Origin of the sequence: Arthrobacter sp. SO3, from assembly GCF_020532825.1 — a bacterium.
Taxonomy (GTDB): domain Bacteria; phylum Actinomycetota; class Actinomycetes; order Actinomycetales; family Micrococcaceae; genus Arthrobacter.
In genome coordinates this window covers 56,280-79,122 of the sequence record NZ_MQTS01000231.1, presented here as the reverse complement: position 1 = coordinate 79,122, position 22,843 = coordinate 56,280, and the positions used below count along the sequence as shown (strand labels likewise).

The 22,843-nt window shown below is 68.3% G+C and carries 19 protein-coding genes; 12 read left to right on the top strand and 7 right to left on the bottom strand.

Annotated elements, in window-relative coordinates; genetic code table 11:
• Positions 1-6 precede the first annotated feature (6 nt).
• The gene (locus BJQ90_RS19985; protein ID WP_226761926.1) at positions 7-738 is read left to right on the top strand and encodes a glutamine amidotransferase; all 732 of its coding nucleotides are present in this window, start codon (positions 7-9) and stop codon (positions 736-738) included.
• Between the two features lie 82 nt (positions 739-820).
• Here the strand turns inward: BJQ90_RS19985 and BJQ90_RS19980 are convergent, their stop codons facing one another.
• Positions 821-2,233, bottom strand: a complete 1,413-nt coding sequence (locus BJQ90_RS19980; protein WP_226761925.1) for an MFS transporter — start codon at positions 2,231-2,233, stop codon at positions 821-823.
• Positions 2,234-2,521: 288 nt separating this feature from the next.
• On the opposite strand from BJQ90_RS19980, the gene BJQ90_RS19975 reads away from it, so the two are divergent.
• Genes BJQ90_RS19975 through BJQ90_RS19955 form a run of 5 tightly spaced genes read left to right on the top strand, consistent with a single transcriptional unit; the run spans position 2,522 to position 8,554 of the window.
• Positions 2,522-3,958 (top strand): MFS transporter, encoded by a 1,437-nt coding sequence (locus BJQ90_RS19975; RefSeq protein ID WP_413463722.1) that lies wholly within the window; start codon positions 2,522-2,524, stop codon positions 3,956-3,958.
• Position 3,959: 1 nt separating this feature from the next.
• Entirely contained in the window at positions 3,960-6,209 is a 2,250-nt protein-coding gene (locus tag BJQ90_RS19970; RefSeq protein ID WP_226761924.1) for a molybdopterin oxidoreductase family protein, read from the top strand.
• On the top strand, positions 6,206-7,762 hold the full coding sequence (locus tag BJQ90_RS19965) for an FAD-dependent oxidoreductase (RefSeq protein WP_226761923.1): 1,557 nt from the start codon (positions 6,206-6,208) through the stop codon (positions 7,760-7,762). The genes BJQ90_RS19970 and BJQ90_RS19965 overlap by 4 nt, the downstream gene beginning before the upstream one ends.
• A 54-nt stretch (positions 7,763-7,816) precedes the next feature.
• Complete coding sequence (locus BJQ90_RS19960) at positions 7,817-8,362, top strand: hypothetical protein (protein ID WP_226761922.1); 546 nt, start codon at positions 7,817-7,819, stop codon at positions 8,360-8,362.
• Positions 8,363-8,404: 42 nt separating this feature from the next.
• A complete protein-coding gene (locus BJQ90_RS19955) occupies positions 8,405-8,554 on the top strand; it encodes a hypothetical protein (RefSeq protein ID WP_226761921.1) in 150 nt (49 codons plus the stop codon).
• An 882-nt stretch (positions 8,555-9,436) separates the two neighbouring features.
• Here BJQ90_RS19955 and BJQ90_RS19950 read toward each other — a convergent pair.
• Positions 9,437-9,853 (bottom strand): hypothetical protein, encoded by a 417-nt coding sequence (locus BJQ90_RS19950; protein WP_226761920.1) that lies wholly within the window; start codon positions 9,851-9,853, stop codon positions 9,437-9,439.
• A 344-nt stretch (positions 9,854-10,197) separates the two neighbouring features.
• Between BJQ90_RS19950 and BJQ90_RS19945 the strand changes: the two genes are divergently transcribed.
• Both BJQ90_RS19945 and BJQ90_RS19940 read left to right on the top strand, forming a co-directional pair.
• Positions 10,198-10,836, top strand: a complete 639-nt coding sequence (locus tag BJQ90_RS19945) for a hypothetical protein (RefSeq protein ID WP_226761919.1) — start codon at positions 10,198-10,200, stop codon at positions 10,834-10,836.
• A 65-nt stretch (positions 10,837-10,901) separates the two neighbouring features.
• Positions 10,902-11,594 carry a hypothetical protein gene (locus BJQ90_RS19940; protein WP_226761918.1) on the top strand — a complete coding sequence of 231 codons (693 nt, stop codon included), beginning with the start codon at positions 10,902-10,904 and terminating at the stop codon, positions 11,592-11,594.
• 36 nt (positions 11,595-11,630) lie between these two features.
• Here the strand turns inward: BJQ90_RS19940 and BJQ90_RS19935 are convergent, their stop codons facing one another.
• Positions 11,631-12,170, bottom strand: coding sequence for a flavodoxin domain-containing protein (locus BJQ90_RS19935; RefSeq protein WP_226761917.1), 540 nt, complete (start codon positions 12,168-12,170; stop codon positions 11,631-11,633).
• 180 nt (positions 12,171-12,350) lie between these two features.
• On the opposite strand from BJQ90_RS19935, the gene BJQ90_RS19930 reads away from it, so the two are divergent.
• On the top strand, positions 12,351-13,808 hold the full coding sequence (locus tag BJQ90_RS19930; RefSeq protein ID WP_226761916.1) for a benzaldehyde dehydrogenase: 1,458 nt from the start codon (positions 12,351-12,353) through the stop codon (positions 13,806-13,808).
• An 80-nt stretch (positions 13,809-13,888) separates the two neighbouring features.
• Here the strand turns inward: BJQ90_RS19930 and BJQ90_RS19925 are convergent, their stop codons facing one another.
• Together BJQ90_RS19925 and BJQ90_RS19920 are read right to left on the bottom strand one after the other, a co-directional pair.
• A complete protein-coding gene (locus BJQ90_RS19925; protein WP_226761915.1) occupies positions 13,889-14,614 on the bottom strand; it encodes a hypothetical protein in 726 nt (241 codons plus the stop codon).
• A gap of 21 nt (positions 14,615-14,635) precedes the next feature.
• The gene (locus BJQ90_RS19920) at positions 14,636-16,051 is read right to left on the bottom strand and encodes an NAD(P)H-quinone dehydrogenase (RefSeq protein WP_226761914.1); all 1,416 of its coding nucleotides are present in this window, start codon (positions 16,049-16,051) and stop codon (positions 14,636-14,638) included.
• Between the two features lie 130 nt (positions 16,052-16,181).
• Here BJQ90_RS19920 and BJQ90_RS19915 point away from each other — a divergent pair, with 130 nt between their 5' ends.
• Complete coding sequence (locus BJQ90_RS19915) at positions 16,182-17,000, top strand: purine-nucleoside phosphorylase (protein WP_226761913.1); 819 nt, start codon at positions 16,182-16,184, stop codon at positions 16,998-17,000.
• Positions 17,001-17,016: 16 nt separating this feature from the next.
• Here BJQ90_RS19915 and BJQ90_RS19910 read toward each other — a convergent pair whose 3' ends face one another.
• Positions 17,017-17,493, bottom strand: coding sequence for an RrF2 family transcriptional regulator (locus BJQ90_RS19910; RefSeq protein ID WP_226761937.1), 477 nt, complete (start codon positions 17,491-17,493; stop codon positions 17,017-17,019).
• 136 nt (positions 17,494-17,629) lie between these two features.
• On the opposite strand from BJQ90_RS19910, the gene BJQ90_RS19905 reads away from it, so the two are divergent.
• Complete coding sequence (locus BJQ90_RS19905; RefSeq protein ID WP_226761912.1) at positions 17,630-19,372, top strand: phospho-sugar mutase; 1,743 nt, start codon at positions 17,630-17,632, stop codon at positions 19,370-19,372.
• Positions 19,373-19,390: 18 nt separating this feature from the next.
• Here BJQ90_RS19905 and nirD read toward each other — a convergent pair whose 3' ends face one another.
• Positions 19,391-19,768 (bottom strand): nitrite reductase small subunit NirD, encoded by a 378-nt coding sequence (gene nirD, locus BJQ90_RS19900; protein ID WP_226761911.1) that lies wholly within the window; start codon positions 19,766-19,768, stop codon positions 19,391-19,393.
• A gap of 270 nt (positions 19,769-20,038) precedes the next feature.
• Here nirD and nirB point away from each other — a divergent pair, with 270 nt between their 5' ends.
• The gene (nirB, locus tag BJQ90_RS19895; RefSeq protein ID WP_226761910.1) at positions 20,039-22,762 is read left to right on the top strand and encodes a nitrite reductase large subunit NirB; all 2,724 of its coding nucleotides are present in this window, start codon (positions 20,039-20,041) and stop codon (positions 22,760-22,762) included.
• Positions 22,763-22,843 lie beyond the last annotated feature (81 nt).

Here is a 22,843-nt window from a genome sequence, read left to right as displayed (position 1 = left end):
TGGTCTGTGAAGCCATTCCTGCTCCTTGCCTCCCGGGCCGAGGACGCCGCCGCCGAGGACGAATACGAGGCCTACCTCCGCTACTGCGGACTCGAACCCTCACAGCTGAGGCGCATCCGGATGGAAGCCGCTCCGCTGCCCCCGCTGGACCTCTCCGAATACTCCGGCGTGATTGTGGGCGGGAGCCCGTTCACCTCCAGCGACCCCGCCGAGCAGAAAAGCGCAGTACAGCACCGGGTGGAGCATGAGCTTGCTGCCCTGCTCGACCGGATCGTGCCTGCGGACTTTCCCTTCCTTGGCGCCTGCTACGGGGTCGGCACCTTGGGCCGGCACCAGGGCGCCATGATCGACCGAACCTACGGCGAGGGGCTTGGCGGCGTGACCATCACGCTGACCGAGGAGGGGCTGGTGGACCCGCTCCTGCGCGGGATGCCGGAGAGCTTCACGGCTTTCAGCGGCCACAAGGAAGCCTGCACCATCCTCCCGTCCCACGCGGTGCTCCTGGCCAGCTCCGCTGCCTGCCCGGTGCACATGTTCCGGATCAAGACCAACCTGTACGCCACCCAGTTCCACCCCGAGCTCGATGCGCTGGGTCTGGTCACCAGGATCGACATCTACCGCCATGCCGGATACTTCCCGCCGGAATCCGCCGAAGTGCTGATGGTAGAGGCCCGGCGGTTCACGGCCAGGGAACCCATGAAAATCCTGCAGAACTTCGTGGAGCAGTACGCGCGCTGACCCCGGCCGGCAGCCGACATGGAAATGCCCGGCGTGTTCGGTGAACACGCCGGGCATTTCCGTCAGTAATTGGGCCGGAGCGTCAGGCCACGTTGTTGGTGTAGTCCAGGTCGCGGGTTTCCTTGCTGACGAACAGTGCGATCAGCGTCAGCACCGACATAAGGGCGAGGTAGACGCCGACCAGCACGGAGCTGCCCTTCGCCATCTCCCAGAGCCAGACGGCGATGAACGGGGCCACGGCCGCACCGAGAATGCTGGAGAAGTTGTAGCTGATGGCGGAGCCGGTGTACCGGACGTTCGTCGGGAACAGCTCCGGCAGCAGCGCACCCATGGGACCGAAGGTCAGCCCCATCAGGGAGAAGCCGATGATCAGCAGGGCCATCGTGCCGACGAAGCCGGCGCTGAACAGCGGGACGAAGAGCAGTCCGAAGGCGAAGATGCCGATGGTCACGGCGATCAGCATCTTGCGGCGGCCGTACTTCTCAGCCAGCGGGCCGGAGACCAGGGTGAAGATGCCGAAGAACACGACGCCGGCAATCAGCATCCAGAGGAAGTCGTTGCGGCTGTAGCCCAGGCCGGGGACGAACGCGGCTGCAGCGGCCTCCGTCATCGGCTTGCCGGCCTTCTCGGCGGCGGCCTTAGCGGCGTCCAGGCTGGCGGCGCGGGTGCCGTAAGTCAAGGTGAACGTGGTCATCAGGTAGAACAGCACGTAGGTGGCGAGCATGATGAACGTGCCCAGGATCAGCTGGCGCCAGCTGGTCTTGAAGACCCGGGCCAGCGGCAGCTTGGCGACCTCGTTGGACTCCAGGACCTTGGTGAAGGCCGGGGTCTCGATCAGCTTGAGCCGGACGTACAGGCCGATGATGACCATCACGGCACTGAGCAGGAACGGCACGCGCCAGCCCCAGTCCATGAAGGCCTCGGGCGTCAGGGTGTAGCTGAAGACCAGGAAGATCACGTTGGCGATGATGAAGCCGATCGGCGCACCCAGCTGCGGGAACGTGCCGTAGATGGCTCGCTTGTTCGCCGGGGCGTTCTCGGTGGCCAGCAACGCCGCGCCGCTCCATTCCCCGCCGAGGGCAAGGCCCTGGGCAAAGCGCAGGACAACCAGCAGCGCCGGTGCCCAGAAGGTCCAGCCGGGAACGGTCGCCGTCGGCAGGCAGCCGATCAGGAAGGTGGCAATACCCATGGTCAGCAGCGATGCGACCAGGGTGCCCTTGCGGCCGAACTTGTCACCGAAGTGGCCGAAGACAACAGAGCCGAGCGGCCGGGCGATGAACGCGACTCCGAACACAGCGAAGGAGGCCAGCAGCTGGGTGGTCTCATTCTGGCCGGGGAAGAAGAGCTTCGGGAAGACGAGCACAGCGGCGGTGGCGTACACGTAGAAGTCGTAGAACTCAACGGTGGTGCCGATCAGGCTGGCGACGATGACGCGGCCGCGCGAGTTCACCTGTTTGGCGGACCCCTGCTCTGCGGAAGTGGCAGTGGATGACATGTAGTAGCGCTTTCATGAAGGCCGGACCGGTGCTGCTCGAGACCGCCCGGAAAAGGATTCGTATGCTTACATAATAAGTTCTGACGTCCAGTCAGTGGACAAATGTTCCACTATATGGACATTGGGATTCGTCTCACGTGGTGGTCATCACACTACGCCTCATGACGCCCCTCACGCCGCCACAAACGCGCCGATAGGCAAACGTCACAGCACGTTAACAAACGGCGAGGGTCCCGGAAACGCGGCTTCCCTACTTTGGAAGGACAACATCCCCAAAGGAGGTCCCCCGTGACTGCTGAACGAACTGCGAGCGCCGAAGCCGGCGTTTCCCCCGGCCTTTCCCCCCGACTCGACGCCGGCACCACCCTCGGCGGCCCCGCCCTGGAGTTCCGTCCCGGCCGCTGGATCGCGAACTGGGATGCCGAGAACAAGGATCAGTGGGAGTCCCAGGGCCGCTCCATTGCCAAGCGCAACCTGAACTGGTCCATCTTCGCCGAGTTCCTGGGGTTCGTGGTCTGGCAGCTGTGGTCGATCGTGGTCGTCCAGCTTCCCGCGGCCGGCTTCACCTTCACCACCTCGGAAATCTTCTGGCTGATCTCGATGCCCAGCCTGGTCGGGGCCACCCTGCGCATCCCGTACACCTTTATGGTCCCCCGTTTCGGCGGCCGCAACTGGACCATCGTCTCGGCCCTGCTGCTGCTGATCCCCTCGACGGGGCTGGCCATGTGCGTCTCCAACCCGGAGACCCCGTTCGGCACCATGCTGTTCGTGGCGGCGCTGGCGGGCTTCGGCGGCGGCAACTTCGCCAGCTCGATGGCCAACATCACCTTCTTCTACCCGGCCCGTGAAAAGGGCTGGGCGCTGGGCCTGAACGCCGCCGGCGGAAACCTCGGCGCCGCCGTCGCACAGCTTGCCGTTCCGATTGCGATCACCCTGCTGGCCGCCGGCACCGTGAACCTGCCGGTCGCCGGACTCATGTGGGTCCCGCTGATCCTGCTCGCCGCGTTCGGCGCCTGGAAGTACATGGACAACCTCACCAGTGCCAAGGGCGACGTCGCGGGCTCACTCGCCGCGCTCAAGGAACCGCACCTGTGGATCATGGCACTGCTGTACATCGGCACCTTCGGCTCGTTCATCGGCTTCGCCGGCGTCTTCCCCAAGCTCATCAAGGACTACTTCCCGGCGTTCTCCTCCATCGGAGTCGGCACCGTGGCCCTGTCCCTCGCATTCCTGGGCCCGCTGGTCGGCTCGCTGGCCCGCCCCTACGGCGGACGCATGGCGGACCGCATGGGCGGCGCCCGGATGACCGTCGCAGCGTTCGGTGCGATGGCCGTCATCACCCTGACCATGGTCTGGACCCTGCCGCTGAAGAACTTCTGGCTCTTCCTGGGCCTGTTCCTGCTGCTCTTCACCGCCAGCGGCTTCGGAAACGGTGCAACGTACCGGATGATCCCGATCATCTTCGCCACCTCCAGCCGGGCAGCAAAGGCGGAGGCCAGCACTGTGGCCACCCAGCGGCTGGCCTCCTCGGCACTGGGCCTGATCTCGGCCATCGGCGCCTACGGCGGCTTCGTCATCCCGCAGGTACTCAACGCCTCGAACACCGCCAGCGGCTCCTATACCCCCGCGTTCTACGGCTTCGTCGCGGCCTACATCCTGATGCTGGCCGTCTGCTGGTTCTGCTACATCCGCAACGCCAGCCGAAACGCGATGGGACACGTCTAACATGACCAACGGCGCCGCCACGCACTGCCCGTATTGCGCCCTGCAGTGCGCCATGACGCTCACCGCCCCAACGGCTCTGACCCCGGCTCTCCGGCCGGGGTCAGATCCCGTGCCGGGGCAGCCGGCCGCCGGCACCGCACCGGCGGCCGGCACCGGCCTTCCTGACGCGCCCCTCACCGTGTCCGGCCGCGACTTCCCCACCAACCGCGGCGGACTCTGCCGCAAAGGCTGGACCTCTGCGTCGCTGCTGAACCACCCGGGCCGGGTGACCGAACCGCTGCTCAAAGGCGCCGACGGGGTCCACCGCCCGATCGGCTGGGAGCAGGCCCTGGCGCTGGTGGCCAGCGCGGTGACCTCCACCCGCGCCCGGTACGGGGCCGACGCCGTCGGAGTCTTCGGCGGCGGCGGGCTCACCAACGAGAAGGCCTACCAGCTGGGCAAGTTCGCCCGGCTGGCCCTGGGCACCTCACGGATCGACTACAACGGCCGGTTCTGCATGTCCTCCGCCGCGGCCGCCGGGATGCGCGCCTTCGGCCTGGACCGCGGCCTGCCGTTCCCGCTGGCGGACCTCGACTCCGCCAGCACCATCCTGATGCTCGGCTCCAACGTCGCCGAGACCATGCCGCCATTTGTGCAGCACCTGCAGGGCTCCCGCGACGCCGGCGGCCTGATCGTGGTGGACCCGCGCCGCTCCGCCACCGCGGCGTTCACCTCCGACGGCGGCGGCCTGCACCTGCAGCCGCTGCCCGGCACCGACCTCGCCCTGCTGCTGGGCCTCTCCCACGTCGTGATCCACGAGGGCCTCGCCGACGCCGGCTACATCGCGGCCCGTACCGCCGGCTACGAGGCCCTGGTCCGCAGCGTCGCCTCCTACTGGCCCGAACGCGTGCAGTCCCTCACCGGCGTCCCCGCCGGACTGATCCGCGACGCGGCGCGCCGGCTCGCGGACGGCTCCCGCAAGGGCGGCGCCTACATCCTCACCGGCCGCGGCGTGGAACAGCACGTCGACGGCACGGACACCGCCACCGCCGCCATCAGCCTCTCGCTGCTGCTGGGCCTGCCCGGATCCGCCCGCAGCGGCTACGGCACGCTCACCGGGCAGGGCAACGGCCAGGGCGGCCGCGAACACGGCCAGAAGGCGGACCAGCTACCCGGGTACCGCAAGATCACCGACCCCGCCGCCCGCGCCCACATGGCCGCCGTCTGGGGCGTGCCGGAATCACTCATCCCCGGTCCTGGACTCCCCGCCGTGCAGCTGCTGAAGTCCCTGGGACAGCCCGACGGCGTCCGCTGCCTCTTCGTGCACGGCGCCAATGTCGCGGTGTCCGCGCCGGACGCCAACGCCGTGATCGCCGGCCTGCGGAGCCTGGACTTCCTGGTGGTCTGCGACTTCTTCCTCTCCGAGACCGCCGCGGAGGCGGACCTGGTCCTGCCGGTCACCCAGTGGGCCGAGGAGGAAGGCACCCTGACCAATCTGGAGGGGCGGGTGCTCCGCCGCCGCAGGGCGATTGCTCCCCCGCCCGGGGTGCGCAGCGAACTGTGGATCATGACCCGGCTGGCCGAACTGCTGGACGCACCCTCGACGTTCAGCGAGGACCCGGAGACCGTCTTCGAGGAACTGCGGCTCGCGTCCTCCGGCGGCCTGGCCGACTACTCCGGGATCGATTACGCCATGCTGGACCGCGGCGACGCGGCCTACTGGCCCTACCCCGCCGGCAGTGCCGGGACCCCGCGGCTCTTTCTGGACTCCTTTGCCCACGCGGACGGGCGGGCCGTGTTCACCCCGGTGACGCCCCGCCGTCGTGCTGTTTCTTCGGCTTCCGCCGACGCTGTGTCCGCTGCCGGCCGGACCGGCACGCCGATGGCCCTGATTACCGGGCGGCTGATGGAGCATTACCAGTCGGGTGCGCAGACCCGGCGGGTGGCCGCGCTGGCCGAGGCCCAGCCGGAAGCCCGGCTGCAGATCCACCCGGCGGCGGCCGCCGCGCAGGGCATCACCGAGGGCGACGTCGTCTCCATTTCCAACGGGCGGGGCGAGGTCTCCTGCCGTGCCGAGCTGAGCACGGACATCCGCCCCGACACGGTGTTCCTGCCGTTCCACTTCCCGGAGCTGGAGAGCGCCAACCGTCTCACGGAGGCGGCCACGGATCCGATTTCCGGGATGCCGGAGTTCAAGTTCACCCAGGTCCGGGTCCGGCCCGGCGCTGCCAATCTCCGCGCCAATGAACTGCAGAAGGAAGGTGCATCATGACCGAACGCATTGTTGTTGTGGGCTTCGGGCCGGTGGCCGCGCGGCTGGTCGACGAACTGCTGCCGGCGGTCCGCAGCGGACTCGCGCACCTCGCGGTGGTCGGCGAGGAGGCAACGGCCGCGTACAACCGGGTGCTCGTGGCGGATCTCGGGGTCGGCCGGACCACGGCGTCTGCCCTGGCGCTCTCCGACGCCGCCGCGCTGATTGCCGACGGCGTCGACGTCCGGCTGGGCGTCCGGGTCCGCCGGGTGGACCGCGCCCGGCAGCAGCTGATTCTCAGCGACGGCAGCACCCCCGGCTACGACCGGCTGGTCTTCGCTACCGGCTCCCGCCCCGTGATCCCCAACCTCACCGGGCTCAACCCGGACCCGGCCGCGCCCGTGTTGCCCGCCGGCGTCACCGCGCTCCGGGACCTGAGCGACGCCTCGGTGCTGCAGGCGGCAGTGGCCGGCGGCAAGCGCGTGGTGGTGCTGGGCGGCGGCGTGCTGGGCCTGGAGACGGCCCTCGCCGCGGCCGAGGAAGGCGCTACGGTCACGGTGGTGCACAACGGCCCGCATCCGCTGGGCCGCAACATCGACCGCGGCGGCGGCGCCGTGCTCGCGGCGTCGCTGCGGAACTGCGGCGTGCGGGTGGCCGGCAACGCACGCTCCACCGGCGTGGAACACAACGGGCCCGACGGCGGCTTCTCGGCGCTGCTGCTGGACGACGGGTCCGCGATCGACGGCGACCTGCTGGTGCTCTCCTGCGGCGTCCGGCCGCGGACCGAGCTCGCCGAAGGCTGCGGCCTGTCGACAGCGGCCGGGATCCTGGTGGACCACAAGCTCCGGGCACACCACGAGCCGCACATCTTTGCGATCGGCGACTGCGCCGAGGTCCGCTGCCCCGATCCGGAATGCCTTCAGTGCCGCACCGCACGCGGCCCCTCCGGACTGGTGGGCCCGGGCTGGCGGCAGGCCGAATGGCTCGCCGAGTACCTGACGCTGCTGGCGTCCGGGACGCCGGACGCTGAGGCTCTTCCGGCGCTGCCGGCCGAACTGCCGGGTGTGGTGGTGCTCAAGGCCCGCGGCATGAACATGGCCGTGGCCGGGGATGTCTCCGCCGAACCGTGGGATGAGGAAGCCCTGGCCGCCGGGGCCGTGAACGGCCGCGCCCGGCTGCAGATCGCGCAGTGGGCCGATCCCGAGCACGGCCGGTACGTGAAGATGACCACCCGGGCCGGAGTGCTCGAAGGCCTGGTGGCGGTGGGCATGCCCCGCACCGCGGCCGAGCTGGTGCAGCTTTTCGAGCGCGGTGCCGAGCTCCCCGCGGACCGGTCCCTGCTGCTGCGTCTCGACGGCCCGGACCAGGCGGCCGCAGCCGGGGCGGTTGATCCCGCGCGGACCGTCTGCCGGTGCGCCGGGGTCAGCGGGACCAGGATTGCCGCCGCGGTGAGCGACGGCTGCGGTACGGTCGCCGACGTCTCCGGCGCCACCCGCGCCGGGACAGGCTGCGGCGGCTGCCATGACGACATCAAGGGGATCATCGAGAAGCACTTTCAGGGAGCTGTGGCCTGACGCCGGCGTGGCGTGATGACTTGCCATTCAGAGGACGGGCCGTAGACTCTGCCCATGTCTGGTCCTGGGGGAACAAGAACGGTCCGCTGTGCTGCGGCACTCATGGTTGGCGTGGTGCTGGCCGGGGGCGTGGCCGCCTGCGCCTATGAGGGCAGCGGGGATCCGCAGCCGACGGCGGCCGGGCTGAGCCGCCGGCCCGCGCCTTCCGTCCCCTCGAAGGGCCCGGACATCCTGGGCGCGGAAACCCGCAACTACGCCGAACTCGAAAAGCGCCTTTCAGCGGCCCCTGGGTCTGTGCTGCTCGCCGACTCCGGCCCGGCCGACGGGCCCGGGGTGGGCTTCAGCAAAGCGGCAACGGTCATGACTGCCGGTCCCCACACGGTCACCGCGGCGTGCGTGGGCACCCCTCATGCCCAGATGGCCCTCTCCCAAGAGACCAAGGGCGGCACCGAGCACGTGATGTTCGACGTCGATTGCTCAGGAGTCCAGTCGCAGGTCGTCCAACTGCAGAAGGGGTACGTCAGCGCCCACCTGACCCGGCACGACCCCACCGGGGCCTGGACCGGGGCGGTCGCCGGAATTAAGATCACGGTCCAATGAGAGCAAGTATGCTCAAAGCATCCGAACGGGAATGGGGAACCGGTGAGGCTTGAGGGATGGCACGTGATGGTGCTCCTGGCGATGCTGGTGATGATCGCCGCCGTCGTTGTCGTGGTGACGCTCATCGCTGTCTGGACGGTGCGCCGGACCCGGCGAGGGAACGACGGCGCGGGGCCGCGGCCCTCAGAGTAGGTGTCGGACGAGACCCTGCGTGAAAACTGGACATGGCCGATGCCCCCACTGGGCATGCCGTCACCGACACAAGCCGAGCCCAGCCAAGATGTACTGCCACAACAAGACCAGTAAGAGGATTGCTAATAGCACGAAAAGAAACAACCTCCGGCCAGCTGTAACCGCACCTCAGGCAAGTCCGAGTCCGGCCAGGGTCAGTCAGATGCGCCCTGGTTCTCCGGGATTTGGACACTGGCTAATCCCGGCGAACAGAACTCCTGTTCGCGCCACAGCGGTACGGGCAGTGGCACTGCCGATGGGAAGCGGCACGCTTAGTGATCCGGTGCTAGTTGGATTAAACTGGAGGCATTAAACCCCTTCGAGGACTGGTTACCCGTGGAGACGATATTCTTCCTGGTCGTAATTCTGATCGTCGCATGCCTCATGTCCGGTCTCTGGCGAAAGTTCAGGGCAAGAACCCGCTGGAGGGGGTCGATCTACTACGTGCCCACCTTCAAGGCCAACTTCGACACATGGGACAGCAAGTGGACCATGGACCGAAGGTTGAGCGAGAGGCAGAGCAAGGCGCGGTGGCAGCAGGAGTTTAACCGTCAGTAGAGCCGACCGTAGCTACTAAAGAACGGGCAGCCCGGACACTGCTGAAACAGGTTGCCTTTAGGATCGCCATCGGATGCGTGGCCTCAAGACCGAACCGGCCTCCATGCGTGGCCTGCATCTGGTTCCTTGTGAACAGGTCACCCCGGGTCCCACACTCGGTGCGCCGGACACTGTCGCGACCGTCCATGGTTCTGCGCCCTGGGGCGGAATACCTTGCCCCGCCGTGCTCCGGCGCGGCCGCGCAACTGCCTTTGTGGACCCCCGGCCCGGCGGGGCAGGCCCGCTCTAGCCGAGGTTTCCCAACCGGGTCCTCAACCGGGCGAAGACGTCCTCCGACGTGGCCTGCGCCTGCAGCTCCGCCCACTCCTCAGCTTCCCTGAAGTCACGGTCCCATGCGGCTTTGTCTTGGGATACGACCCACTTGCGGGTCCCGTCCCACTTCCGCCAGATCTCTGGCGTGTCGGGGGCCCGGGGCTTCGCCTGCGGCGTTGGCCGTACCTCGACGGGCTTTGGCGCCGGCTTTGGCTCCAGCAGCGCCCTCTTCCTCTCGGCGACCACGGCACGCCTGATCAGGATGATAAGCGCCGCAAGGACGAGCGCGGCCAGGATGTACTGCCAAAAAGCGACCACCAGCAGGACGATTACGATCACGACGCCGCCCATCCCGGAGCCTCCTGAATGGGTCTTTCTCGATGAAGCCACTGCCGCCTCCGACTCAACGGTGTGTTATGGAGCCAGTGTCTCACCTTCAGCCAGTCGCCCGGTAGGGCCCTAGTCCCTGATCGACTGAACGAACGTCGTCCTGATCGTCCGCACACCATCGTTGGGAATATCGACCGCTATTTCGAAGCGGTCATGCTCCACCAGTGCAATCCACGTTCAGGTTTTGACGTCTGACGCTAGAGCGCAGGGCTGCTTACACCACGGGCAGGCCGGACTTGAGTGCGACCACCGTCGACCAGCCAGACGGGCCTTTCTCCCCTTGGCCCGTCCCTCCTGCCGGCGTGTACTGAACCTAGATCCCGTAGGTCCGCAGGAGGCACCCCATGAACGTCGCCATCATCCTGGCCCTCGGAGCGATCATTGTGGTCGCCGCCGTGCTGGGAATTGTCTTCGCACGAGAGAAGGATCCGCTGCGCCGGGCCACGGCGCTGACGCGGACCGGGGCGGCCATCATGGCGGTGTTCACCGTTCTCGGGGGATTCTTCATCGGGGGCTACGCGATGTCGGATCCGGGCGGAAACGCCGGCCTGCTGATGACCCTCGCCTGGGTCCTGCCGATGCTCATCCTCGCGGCCGCGGCCTGGTTCTGGCCGGCCCCGACCGCTCCCCTGCTGATCGCCCTCACGTCTGCCTTTATCGCGGCATGCGTCTGGCTGGCCTTCGATCCCGCGGCCCTGCGCAACTTCATCAGCGACAACGGACCCGTGATCGCCGTCAGCGTCATCGCCCTGGCGTTCCCTGCCGCCGTGCTCGGCCTGAAACGGACTGCCCTGGCCGGCTGGCTGCTGGTGTCCCTGGGAGTGCTGCCGCTGCTGATCACAATCATCGGAAGGTCGGGCCCGGTCGCGTCGCTCACCGCGGCCAGCGTGATCCCCTTGATCGCGGGGATCGTCTATCTCGTGTCCGCCCGGATGGCGCGGGGCAGTTCGGCGTCGGGCAATATCCGGGCAGCTGCGGCCTGATCCGGCCGGACCCCTTCGCGTAACGCGAATCGGGCCGGGAACAGATGGCGGGTAGCATCGGGGCCATGAGCGCCGACGACGACGACATCACCGAAGAACTCCTGGCTGACGCCGGCAAGCTGACCGGGCTGAGCCTCGAACTGCTGGGCCTCGATCCCCACCCGGATGACATGACCCCGGAGCAGCGGCTCCAGTTCGATCCGGAAGACCTGGAGGAAATGGCCGCCGTCTTGCCGGAGGAACGCCTAAAAGCGGTGAGCCAGAAGGGCCTGCTGGCGGGGCTGCTGTGGAATTCATCGAGCGTCCTCATCGACCAGCTCTTCCGCGATCTGGGAACCCTGAGCCGGCTGGAGACCATCACCCCGACCGACATCGCCGGGACCTCGGTGCTGACCTCACTGCCGCCCCAGTTCGCGTCCAGCTACGACTCGAAATTCACCCAGAAATTCATCGTCGTCGCCTCCGACGTCACCGCGTCCCTGGTCCGCGGCTGGACCGCCCCCGGATGCCTCGCCGCCGAACTCGCCGTCCGCTGTCTGCTCGATCAGGCGGAGATCACCGAGGACATCTACGAACTCGACCTCCAGGAGGACTGGCGGGCACAGGTTGAGGAAGTCCTGCTGGAGGACGCGGACAGCGAAGCCCTGTACTCGGACAGCCTCGACGTCCTCGAGGACGACGCCGACAGGCTGGGCTTCGAGCACTGGTACACGCCCTTCAGCGCCGGGGACACAGTCCCGCCCTACGCCTGCTCCTGAGCCGTATGCCTGTCCCTAGCTGGACGGTGCCTGTTCCTACCTGGACGGGGCAGCCAGTCCGGCCAGGAAGTCCTCGGTGAACCGCTGGACGCCGTCCCACTCGGTGTAGACGTAATCTCGGGACGTATCCAGGGCAGGGGACCCCTTGTCCCTGGTGATCTTCCTCATGATCTGGCGTTTGAGGAAATTGTAGTGGGTGTACAGCAGCGCGCCGCCGAACATCCCGACATGGGCAGGATGCCAGCCGGTCTCCTCCCCGAACTTCGCGACGTAGCTCTCGGCCTCTTCCCCCTCCCCGTGGGCGGCCAGGCTGACCGAGATGAGGGCAGACGGGAGACGCTCAAGCTCCCCCCGGTTCTTCTTCACAAAATCCGTGACGTAGCCCTCGTGCTTCCCCATGTGCACCGATGCCGCCACGATGACGCCGTCGAAGCCGCCCGGCAGGGTGTGCCCGGAGCGCTTGAGGTCCGCCGTTTCTGTCTGGTGCCCGTGGGCCCGGATCAGCTCGGAAATGTACTCCGCGATCTGGGCTGTCTGTCCTTCAACACTCCCGTAAGGGATGTAGATCCTGGCCATGTCCCAGTGTGTCCGCGCGGCGGGGTGAAGAAGTAGGGCCGAACGCCCCGCCGTCTCGAAACGGCACCGCACTCTTGACGGCCCGGGCCCAGCGGCATGTGATGTACAAAGGCCCCGGTCCGGTTCACAGTCGGCTGGTCGGTGCGGTACGACGTTTCCCCCACGATGAAAGGACAGGACATGTCCCTGCTTGACGCCTCCCTCTGGGAGGGAAAGATCTACCTCAACGGCTGGCGCCCGGGAGGCGGCGGGACAGCCGACGCCGTCGAGCCCGCCACCGGCGAATCGCTGGGCAGCTACGGCCTCGCCTCCGTGGACGATGTCCGTGAAGCCGCCACAACAGCGGCGGCCGCCCAAAAGGACTGGGCGAAACTCAACCCTGAGGACCGCGCCGCCGTGCTGCGCCGCGCCGGGATGCTCTGGGAGGAGCATGCCGCCGAGATCCAGGACTGGATCGTGCGCGAGTCCGGCGGCATTGGGCCCAAGGCAGGCCTGGAAACGCACATCGCGGCCAACGAATGCTACGACGCCTCGGCGTTGCCCTCCCTCCCGGCCGGGGACGTCCTCACCTCGAACGAAAACCGCTGGTCCTTCGCCCGCCGGCGTCCGGTCGGCGTCGTGTCCGTGATTGCGCCGTTCAACTTCCCGCTGATCCTCTCCATCCGCGCCGTCGCCCCGGCGCTGGCCCTAGGCAACGCCGTGCTGCTCAAACCGGATCCCCGCACCGCCGTCTGCGGCGGGGTCACCCTGGTCCGGATCTTCGAGGAGGCCGGGCTGCCTCCCGGGCTCCTGGCGCTGCTTCCCGGCGGAGCCGACATCGGCGCTGCCGTCGTCGAGGCCCCCGAGGTCGCCGTCATCGCCTTCACCGGCTCGACGGCGGCCGGGCGGAAGATCGGCGAGGCGGCCGGGCGGCTGCTCAAACGCGCGCACCTGGAACTCGGCGGCAACAACGCGCTCATTGTGCTGCCGGGCGCGGACCTGCCCAAAGCCGCCTCCGCCGCGGCGTTCGGCTCCTTTATGCACCAGGGCCAGATCTGCATGGCCGCCGGGCGCCACATCGTCCATGAGGACATCTACGACGACTATGTCAGCGCCCTCGCGGAGAAGGCCACGCATCTTCCCGTCGGAGACCCCAAGAGCGGGACCGTGGCGCTGGGCCCGATCATCGACGAGAAGCAGTTGCACCGGGTCGATTCGATCGTCCAGGACGCCGTTCAGGGCGGGGCCCGGCTGGCGGCCGGCGGAACCCACGACGGCAGGTTCTACCAGCCCACCGTCCTCGCCGACCTCGACGTCGCCAGCCCCGCATGGAAGGACGAGATCTTCGGCCCCGTGGCCCCGGTGATGAAGTTCTCCACCGTGGCGGAAGCCGTGGCCCTCGCCAACGGCAACGAATACGGGCTCTCGATCGGCATCCTGGGCGATGTGGGCATGGCCATGACCATTGCCGACCAGCTGGACTCCGGGAAGGTCCACATCAACGAACAAACGGTGTCCGACGAGGCGAACTCACCGTTCGGCGGGACGAAGAACTCCGGCAACGGCTCCCGGATCGGCGGGCACCACGCCAATATGGAGTCCTTCACGGAAATCCAGTGGCTCACGGTGCGTCCGGACATCGCCCCGTACCCGTTCTAGGGCCCACCCGTTCCAGCTGGAGGACAGGAGGATCCGGCGGCAGCTGCCGCCGGGTCCTCCCCGTCCTGACCTGACGCGGTTCAGTGCTCCGCGGCGAGGTGCTTGACGGGGTCGAAGGGCTCGAACACTGACGAGCCGATCATGAAGATGCCGCGCTGCGGGATCCAGAAGTCCCCGAGCTTGTCCTGGACGGGCAGTGCCGAAACCTGCCCGAGGTTGTGTCCCTGCAGGTGCGCATTGCTCGCGCGGACAAACCACATCTGCCGCGGGCGCGCACCAAAGGCCTGGCCGTTGGGCACCCTCCCCGTCAGCCCGATGTGCCCTGCCCCCAGCACCGGGCCGGCGACAGCCCCCATGGCGCGCAGGAACGTCCGGTTCCGCCACAGCTGCTCCGGGACCGACCCGGCCACTGCCGACATGAGCCGGGTGATCGGCGTGGCAGCCAGCGTCATGTCCCAGCTCAGGTCCACCCCGTCACCGACCTCCACGCTGAAGGAGGAGTCGTCACGCCACCGGATGGAGATCCCGACCGTCGACGTCGATCCGAGGGCGCTGCCGAAGTAGCGGGGACAGGAGGACCCCGGGGCCGTGGTGCTGTGCATCGTCCAGACCCCGGCAGGATCGCGGATCCAGACAGAGGTGTAGCCCGGGCCGACGGAGGAGGCAGCAAAACGCCGCAGGGCCAGGATGTAGCCGGAGCTGAAGGGAACACCCATCACACCGAAGCCGGCAAAGCGTTCCCCCGGGCCGGAGGGCAGCGCGGGGTTGTGTTCCACGGACTCAACCAGGGTGCGAGGACTCTGCATGGCTACGGCCTCCGTTGTTTGTTACATGTGGACGTGCAGGCGCCGGGCCGCTTCGGAAATCGAGCCGCTCAGTGACGGGTACACCGTGAAGGTGCTGGCGACGTCGTCGACGTGCAGTTTCTGGGTGACTGCGAGGGAGATGGCGAAGATCAGCTCGGAGGCGTTCGGACCCACCACGACACCGCCGATCACGGTGCCGGAGCCCTTGCGGGCGAAGATCTTGACGAAGCCGTCCCGGTGGTTGCGCATCTTGGCGCGGGCGTTGCTGCGCAGCGAGAGCTTCACAATGTCGGCCTGGTACTTGCCGGATTCGATCTCGGCCTCGGAGACGCCCACGTTCGCGATCTCGGGCGAGGTGAAGATGTTGGACGCGACCTGGTGCAACTTCAGCGGCATCACACTGTCGCCGAGGAAGTGGGCGATCGCGATCCGGCCCTGCATCGCGGCGACCGACGCGAGCGCCAGCACCCCGGTGCAGTCGCCGGCGGCGTAGATGTTCGGCGCGGTGGTGCGGGAGACGCCGTCGACCTTGATGTGGCCGCTCTCGGTGAGTGCCACGCCGGCTTCCTCGAGGCCGATCCCGGCGGTGTTCGGGATGGACCCGACGGCGACCAGGCAGTGGCTGCCGGTGATCTTGGAGCCGTCGCCGAGGGTGACGATGACACCGTCCTCGGTGCGCTCCACGGTCTCGGCCCGGGCGCGGGACAGCACCTTCACGCCGCGGCGTTCGAAGACGCCTTCCAGGACCTCGGCGGCGTCGGTGTCCGAGCCGGGCAGCACGCGGTCGCGGCTGGAAATCAGGGTGACCCTGGATCCGAGGCCGTTGTAGGCGGAGGCGAACTCGGCGCCGGTCACGCCGGAACCCACCACGATCAGGTCCTCGGGGAGCTCGTCCATGTTATAGATCTGCGCCCAGTTCAGGATCCGGATGCCGTCCGGGCGGGCGGTCGGCAGCTCGCGCGGGTGGGCACCGACGGCCAGCAGGATCGCGTCCGCCTCGATGGTTTCCGTGCCGTCGGCGGTGAGGACCTCGATGGTGTGGCTGTCCAGCATCCTGCCGGAGCCCAGGATGATCCGGACGCCCTGGTTCTCCAGGCCCTTCTGGATGTCCGAGGACTGCTGCCGGGCCAGCCGCAGCAGGCGGTCGTTGATGTGCTTGAGGTCCGCGCGCATCGTCGGGGTGCAGTCGCCGCCGTCGAGGTCGAACTTCACGCCGAGCTCGCCGGCCTCGCCGACGCGGGTCATCAGGTCCGCCGTCGCGATCAGGGTCTTGGAGGGCACGACGTCGGTCAGCACCGCGGAGCCGCCGAGCCCCGCCCGTTCGATGATGGTGACCGTCGCGCCAAGGGAGGCGGCGACCATGGCGGCTTCGTAGCCGCCGGGCCCTCCGCCCAGGATTGCGATGCGGGGTGAGCTGAAATCGGGATGCGTAGTCACAATCAGCCATTGTCCACCATTCGGACCGGCACCACCAAGAATCCGGGCCCGCATCACACCGGGCAGAATGCCGGAGCAGTTGCCGGACCCGGTGCTGGGCAGCACGCCGCCGGCAGGATAGCTTGTACCGGTGAGTACAACAGAATTCCTGAACACGGACCCCTTCGACGCCGCACGCGCCGCCGCCGACTACATCGCCGAGGAGACGGGCATCGACGCACACGACGTCGCCCTCGTGCTCGGCTCCGGCTGGGCCGACGCCGCCGACCTGATCGGCGAGACCACGGCCACCCTGTCCGCGGACGAGGTCCCGGGCTTCTCCTCCCCCTCGGTGGTGGGCCACGTCGGCACCATCCGCTCCGTGCTGACCAGGGAGGGCAAGCGCGCCCTGGTCCTGGGCGCCCGCACGCACTACTACGAGGGCAAAGGGGTGCGCGCCGTCGTCCACGGAGTGCGCACCGCCGCGGCGGCCGGCTGCAAGACCCTGGTCCTGACCAACGGCTGCGGCGGCCTCAACGAGGACTGGACGCCCGGCACCCCGGTCCTGATCAGCGACCACATCAACCTCACCGCCACCTCACCGCTTGAGGGCGCCACCTTCGTGGACCTCACCGACCTGTACTCCTCGCGGATCCGCGGCCTCGCCCGCGAAGTCGATCCCTCGCTGGACGAAGGCATCTACGCCCAGTTCACCGGCCCGCACTACGAAACCCCCGCCGAGGTGCAGTACGCCAAGCGGATCGGCGCGTCCCTGGTGGGCATGTCCACCGCGCTCGAGGCCATCGCCGGCCGCCACGCGGGCATGGAGGTCTTCGGCATTTCACTCGTGACCAACCTCGCCGCGGGCATCAGCCCTGTGCCGCTGAGCCATGAGGAAGTCCTTGAGGCCGGCCAGGCCGCCGGCCCGCGGATCTCCAAGCTGCTTGCGGAGATCATCGCGAAGCTCTGAGTGCGGGTTCCGGCGCTCAGCTCCCGGACGCCAGGTAGCGCACGGCCTTCAGCTTGTCCTGCGGGAAGCGCCGCTCCATCGAATCGGCGATCCCGGCGATGGTCTGCCGGGCCAGGGCCTGCCGCCAGGCGAGTTCGGCCTGGCGCATGGTCTGGGAGATCAGGCAGGTCCGGACGAAGTTGTGGTCCGTGTCGGCATCCGGGACATTGCCCAGGATGCCGTCGCAGCGAAACACCGGTTCGGGGCCTTCCAGTGCCAGGACGATGTCCAGCACCGTAACGTTTTCGGGCCTGCGCGCCAGGTGGAACCCGCCGCGCGGGCCCGAGACGGAGCCCAGGATGCCCGCGTGGACCAGCGACTGGAGCTGCTTGTTCAGATAGGCGCCCGGGAGCCTGTAGTACTCCGCCAGCCGGGCACTGTTGACGGCCTCCCCGGCCGGTGTCCACGCCATGTTGACGCAACTGTGCACCGCCCATTCCACCCCACGGCCCATCTTCATATTCCAGACGCTACGTGTCCGGAAAATTGCCTGTCAAGGGCTGGGTGCGGGACGGCCGTGATCGATCCGCAAGCCGGGCTCTCGCTTGTCGGGGGAGGCATCCGCGGCGATTGGCACTAGTTTGGTTCCTATGACGTCTCCTGATGCCGACCTCACCCGCCTGCTGAGCGAAGCCCGGACCTGGGCCGCCCAGGACCCGGATCCCGCGACCGCTGCCACCCTGACCGAACTGGTCCGGCTCGCCGGCGACGGCACGGCCTCGGCCCGGCAGGAGCTCGCCGACAGCTTCAACGGCACCCTGCAGTTCGGCACCGCGGGCCTGCGGGCGCCCCTCGGCCCCGGTCCGAACCGGATGAACCGCGTGGTGGTGCGCCGCGCCGCCGCCGGATTTGCGGCATTCCTGACCGGCGCCGTCGCCCAGGCCGCCCCCGGAGTCCGGCCGCGCGCCGTCGTGGGCTACGACGCCCGCCATAACTCCGCGATCTTCGCGGCAGAAACCGCCGCTGTCCTCACCGCTGCCGGCGTCGAGACCTTCCTGATGCCGGCCGCCCTGCCGACCCCGCTGCTCGCCTACGCGGTGCGGGCATTGGAGTGCGACGGCGGCGTGATGGTCACCGCCAGCCACAACCCGCCGCAGGACAACGGCTACAAGGTCTACCTGGGCCGGCACGCCGTCGAGGAGAACGGGCGCGGCGCCCAGATCGTGGCGCCCTACGACGGGCTGATCGCGGCGAAGATCGACGCCGTCGGCGAGCTGTCGGGCGTCGCCCTGGCCACGGAGGGCTGGACCGTGCTGGACCCGTCCATCGCCGCCGGCTACGAGGCCGCCGTCGCCGCCCTGGCCGACCCGGAGCACTTCCCGGCCCGCGACCTCAAGATCGTCCTGACCCCCATGCACGGCGTGGGGGGCGGGACCGCCGTGGCGGTCCTGCACGCGGCCGGCTTCGCCGACGTCACGCTGGTGAGCGAGCAGGCCGAGCCGGACCCCGACTTCCCCACGGTGAACTTCCCGAACCCCGAGGAGCCCGGCGCCCTGGACCTGGCCCTCGAAACCGCCGCCCGGGTGGATGCGGACATTGTGATCGCCAACGACCCCGACGCCGACCGCGCCGCGGTTGCTGCGAAGGATCCGGACACCGGCGCCTGGCGCATGCTGCGCGGCGACGAGGTCGGTGCCCTGCTCGGCGCGCACGTCGTGGCGCGGCTGGGCAGCGGCAGCGGAGAAACCACAGCAGGGGTGTTCGCGAATTCGATCGTGTCCTCGCGGTTGCTGGCCCGGATCGCGGCGACGGCGGGCTACGCCCATGAGGAAACCCTCACCGGGTTCAAGTGGATCGCCCGCGTTCCCGGACTGCTCTACGGCTACGAGGAGGCGCTGGGTTACTGCGTCGCGCCCGCCCTGGTCCGGGACAAGGACGGGATCTCCGCGGCAGTGCTGATCGCGGAATTCGCGGCAGCCGCGAAGGCCGAAGGCAAGACGATCTTCGACACGCTCGACGAGCTGTACCTGGTGCACGGCCTGCATGCGAGCGACCAGCTCAGCATCCGCGTTGCTGACCTGGGCCTGCTGGATGCCATGATGAACCGGCTGCGCGTCAGCCCGCCGGGATCCTTTGGCGGCTCCGCCGTCGAAACCATCACCGACCTCGCCGAAGGCACTGCACAGTTGCCGCCCACCGACGGCCTGCTATACCTGACCAGGGACCTCAGCCGCATCATCATCCGCCCCAGCGGCACCGAGCCCAAGCTCAAGTGCTACCTGGAGGTCATCCGCAGCGTGGACTCCGCCGCCGAACTGCCCGCGGCGCGGCACGAGGCACGTGCCGCGCTCGACGGCGTCCTCGCGGACGTCCGCGAGGCGCTGGGACTCTAGCGCCTCGCGGCTCAGCCCCTAGAGCTCGACCTCAATGTACCCGCCCACAATCCGGGTACCGAAGGTCGGGAGGCGGAGTTCCGGCGAGCCAAGGCACTCCCCCGTTCCGAGGTCGTAGACCTCCTTGTGCAGCGGCGAGGCAAGCGTCGGGCGCGAGCCACGGGACCCGGTGATGCCCCGGGCCATCACGTGCGCCCCGGTCACCGGATCCTCCTGGGCGACCGCAAAAACCTCACCGGCCCCTGTGCGGAACAACGCCACCTGGCGCCCCGCAATGAGCGCGGCCTCGCCCCAGGCCGGTTCCAGGTCATCCACTGCGCACACGCGGTGCCAGCCGGTCCCGTAGCTGGGGTGTTCAATAAAGCTCCGTGCTGCGCTCTCAAGTACGGCAGTCATTCCGGCCCCTCTCTGGTACATCTCTCCCGGGCTCAGCCGCAACTGCGGCCACATACCCAAGCTAGGTCCGGGGTGTAACAGCAGCGTGCAGATAATGTGTCCGGCGGGTAAAAGAGACCTCACGCCGCCGGAAACGCGTCCGTGATGCAGAAGTTAAGATCACGAAACATAAGGGAAACTGAAGCGAAACTGCGCTTGCCTAGTCTGGATGGACACCTCGATTTGAGAAGGCCGCAGTGCATTGACTGCGGCCCCTGCGAAAGGCCCACCGTGACCGGACAGACTTCAAGCCCCCAGAACCAGGATGCTCAGCGCAGCACAGCTGCGCGCCGCATCGTGGTTGCCGGCGGCGGCCCTGCCGCCCACCGATTCGCCGACGCAATGCACGCCCGGGGCCTCGATGGCTGGAACGTCACCGTCCTCACCGAGGAAGCGCACCTCCCCTACGACCGCGTCGCGCTGAGCAAGGCCCTCACCGACTCCGGCGTCGACCTCACCCTGGGTACCGCCTCGATGTGGGACCACCAGGCGCTGACGCTGCAGACCGGCGAGCGCGTCACCGGCATCGACATCCCGGGCAAGGCCGTGACCACCGCGGCCGGCACCGTGTACAGATATGACGACCTCGTCATCGCCACCGGCTCCGACGCCGCCCGCCTGCCGATCCCTGGCTCCGAACTTACCCACGTCTACCGCACGCTGGAAGATGTCTGGGCCATCAACAAGGCCATCGCCGAACTGACGGAGAAGCTGGGCCGCAAGGTCAACGCCGTCACCATCGGCGGTGGCCTGCTGGGCCTGGAATCCGCGGCCGGCACCGAGCAGCTCGGCGCCACCCCGATCGTCATCAACGGCTCCCCGTGGCTGATGAACACCCAGCTGGACCAGGGCGCCGGGCAGGCCCTCGGCCGCCTGATCGAAGCCAAGGGCTTCACGGTCCACGGCGGCGTGTTCCCCTCCGAGGTCCTGTCCGACGACGACGGCCAGGTCACCGGCGTGCTGATGGCCGACGGCCGCATCATCGACGCCGACCTTGTGATCGTCGCGATCGGCGTGAAACCCCGCGACGAGCTGTTCCGCGCCGCCAACGGCACAGCCGGAGACACGGCACTGGAAGGCGCCGCGGCGGAGGACACCGCACCCCTGTTCGACCTCGGCCCGCGCGGCGGCGTCGTGATCTCCGAGGGCTGCGAAACGCAGGTCCCCGGCATCTGGGCAATCGGCGAGGTCGCCAACTTCGGCGGCATGTGCCTGGGCCTGGTGGCGCCCGCCAACACCATGGCGGAGATCGTCGCGGACCGGCTGCACGGCGGCGACGCGACGTTCCCGGGCTTTGACACCGCCACCAAGCTCAAGCTCTCCGGCGTCGACGTCGCCAGCTTCGGCGACGCGTTCGCCCGGACCGAGCACGCGCTGGAAATCGTCTACGCCGACCCGGCCCGCGGCGTCTACCAGAAGATCGTCACCACGGACGATGCCAAGACCCTGCTGGGCGGCATCTTCGTCGGCGACGCCACCCCGTACACCTCCCTGCGCCCCATGCTGGGCCGCGAACTGGCCGCCGAACCCGGCGCCTACCTCACCGCGGCCGGCGGCGGCGACGCCGGGGACGAAGTCTTTGAGACCCAACTCCCGGACAACGCCATCCTGTGCTCCTGCAACAACGTGTCCGCCGGAACCATCCGCGACACCGTCAACGGCTGCGGTGCCTGCGACGGCAACGCCCCCGTCCAGGAGCTCGGCGAACTGAAAGGCTGCACCCGCGCCGGGACCAGCTGCGGTTCCTGTGTGCCGATGCTCAAGAAGCTGCTCGAAACCGAACTGACCAAGTCCGGCGTCGCGGTCTCCAAGGCCCTCTGCGAGCACATCGAACTGTCCCGGCAGGAACTCTTCGAGACCATCCGGGTCCTGGAGCTGACCTCCTTCGAGGAGGTCATGGCCAAATACGGCACCGGCGAAGGCTGCGACATCTGCAAGCCGACCATCGCCAACATCCTGGCCAGCCAGAACAGCGCGTACGTCCTGGACGCCGGCCGCGGCACCCTGCAGGACACCAACGACCGCGCGCTGGCCAACATGCAAAAGGACGGCACCTACTCGGTGGTCCCGCGGATCGCGGGCGGCGAGATCACCCCGAAGAAGCTCGGTGTGATCGCCGCCGTCGCCGAAAAGTACAGCCTCTACACCAAGATCACCGGCGGCCAGCGGATCGACATGTTCGGCGCCCGGCTGGAGCAGCTCCCGGAAATCTGGAAGGAACTGGTCGACGCCGGGTTCGAGTCCGGCCAGGCCTACGGCAAGTCCCTGCGCACGGTGAAGTCCTGCGTCGGGTCCACCTGGTGCCGCTTTGGGGTCCAGGACGCGGTGGCCATGGCCATCAACCTGGAGCTGCGCTACCGCGGCCTCCGCAGCCCGCACAAGCTCAAGATGGGCGTCTCCGGCTGCGCCCGGGAATGCGCCGAAGCCCGCGGAAAGGACGTCGGCGTCATCGCCACCGCGGACGGCTGGAACCTTTATGTCGGCGGCAACGGCGGCGCCACCCCGGCACATGCCCAGCTGCTGGCCAAAGACCTCGACGACGACACCCTGCTGAAGTACATCGACCGCTACCTGATGTACTACATCCGCACCGCGGACCGGCTGCAGCGCACCGCGCGCTGGCAGGAGGAGCTCGACGGCGGCCTGAAGCACGTCGAGGAGGTGGTGGTGAAGGATTCGCTCGGCATCGCCGCGGAACTCGAGGCCGCCATGGCCAAGCACGTCGACACCTACGTGGACGAGTGGGCCGACACGCTGAAGGACCCCGAGCGCCTGCGCCGGTTCCGCTCGTTCGTCAACGCGCCGGGCCAGTTGGACGATTCCATCACCTTCGTCCCCGACGAGCGCGGTCAGATGCGCCCCGCCACAGCGGAGGAGAAGGCGCTGGCCGGCAGGCAGCCAGTAATCATCGGTTCTTCCATCCCGGTCCGTGCAAGCGACAAGAACGAGGTATGACCATGCAGCTCAGCATCGATCTCAGCGGCCGCGAAGTCCTCGTCACCGGCTCGGACACCGCAGCCCGCCAGGCAGTCCGCC

Bases quoted from the DNA above. Each gene is read 5' to 3' on its own strand.
- BJQ90_RS19960 (WP_226761922.1), top strand. From the start codon at position 7,817: ATGTCTGGTCCTGGGGGAACAAGAACGGTCCGCTGTGCTGCGGCACTC.
- BJQ90_RS19930 (WP_226761916.1), top strand. From the start codon at position 12,351: ATGTCCCTGCTTGACGCCTCCCTCTGGGAGGGAAAGATCTACCTCAAC.
- BJQ90_RS19910 (WP_226761937.1), bottom strand. From the start codon at position 17,493: ATGGGCCGTGGGGTGGAATGGGCGGTGCACAGTTGCGTCAACATGGCG.
- BJQ90_RS19905 (WP_226761912.1), top strand. From the start codon at position 17,630: ATGACGTCTCCTGATGCCGACCTCACCCGCCTGCTGAGCGAAGCCCGG.
- BJQ90_RS19980 (WP_226761925.1), bottom strand. From the start codon at position 2,233: ATGTCATCCACTGCCACTTCCGCAGAGCAGGGGTCCGCCAAACAGGTG.
- BJQ90_RS19925 (WP_226761915.1), bottom strand. From the start codon at position 14,614: ATGCAGAGTCCTCGCACCCTGGTTGAGTCCGTGGAACACAACCCCGCG.
- BJQ90_RS19940 (WP_226761918.1), top strand. From the start codon at position 10,902: ATGAGCGCCGACGACGACGACATCACCGAAGAACTCCTGGCTGACGCC.
- nirD (WP_226761911.1), bottom strand. From the start codon at position 19,768: ATGACTGCCGTACTTGAGAGCGCAGCACGGAGCTTTATTGAACACCCC.
- BJQ90_RS19970 (WP_226761924.1), top strand. From the start codon at position 3,960: ATGACCAACGGCGCCGCCACGCACTGCCCGTATTGCGCCCTGCAGTGC.
- BJQ90_RS19965 (WP_226761923.1), top strand. From the start codon at position 6,206: ATGACCGAACGCATTGTTGTTGTGGGCTTCGGGCCGGTGGCCGCGCGG.
- BJQ90_RS19945 (WP_226761919.1), top strand. From the start codon at position 10,198: ATGAACGTCGCCATCATCCTGGCCCTCGGAGCGATCATTGTGGTCGCC.
- BJQ90_RS19935 (WP_226761917.1), bottom strand. From the start codon at position 12,170: ATGGCCAGGATCTACATCCCTTACGGGAGTGTTGAAGGACAGACAGCC.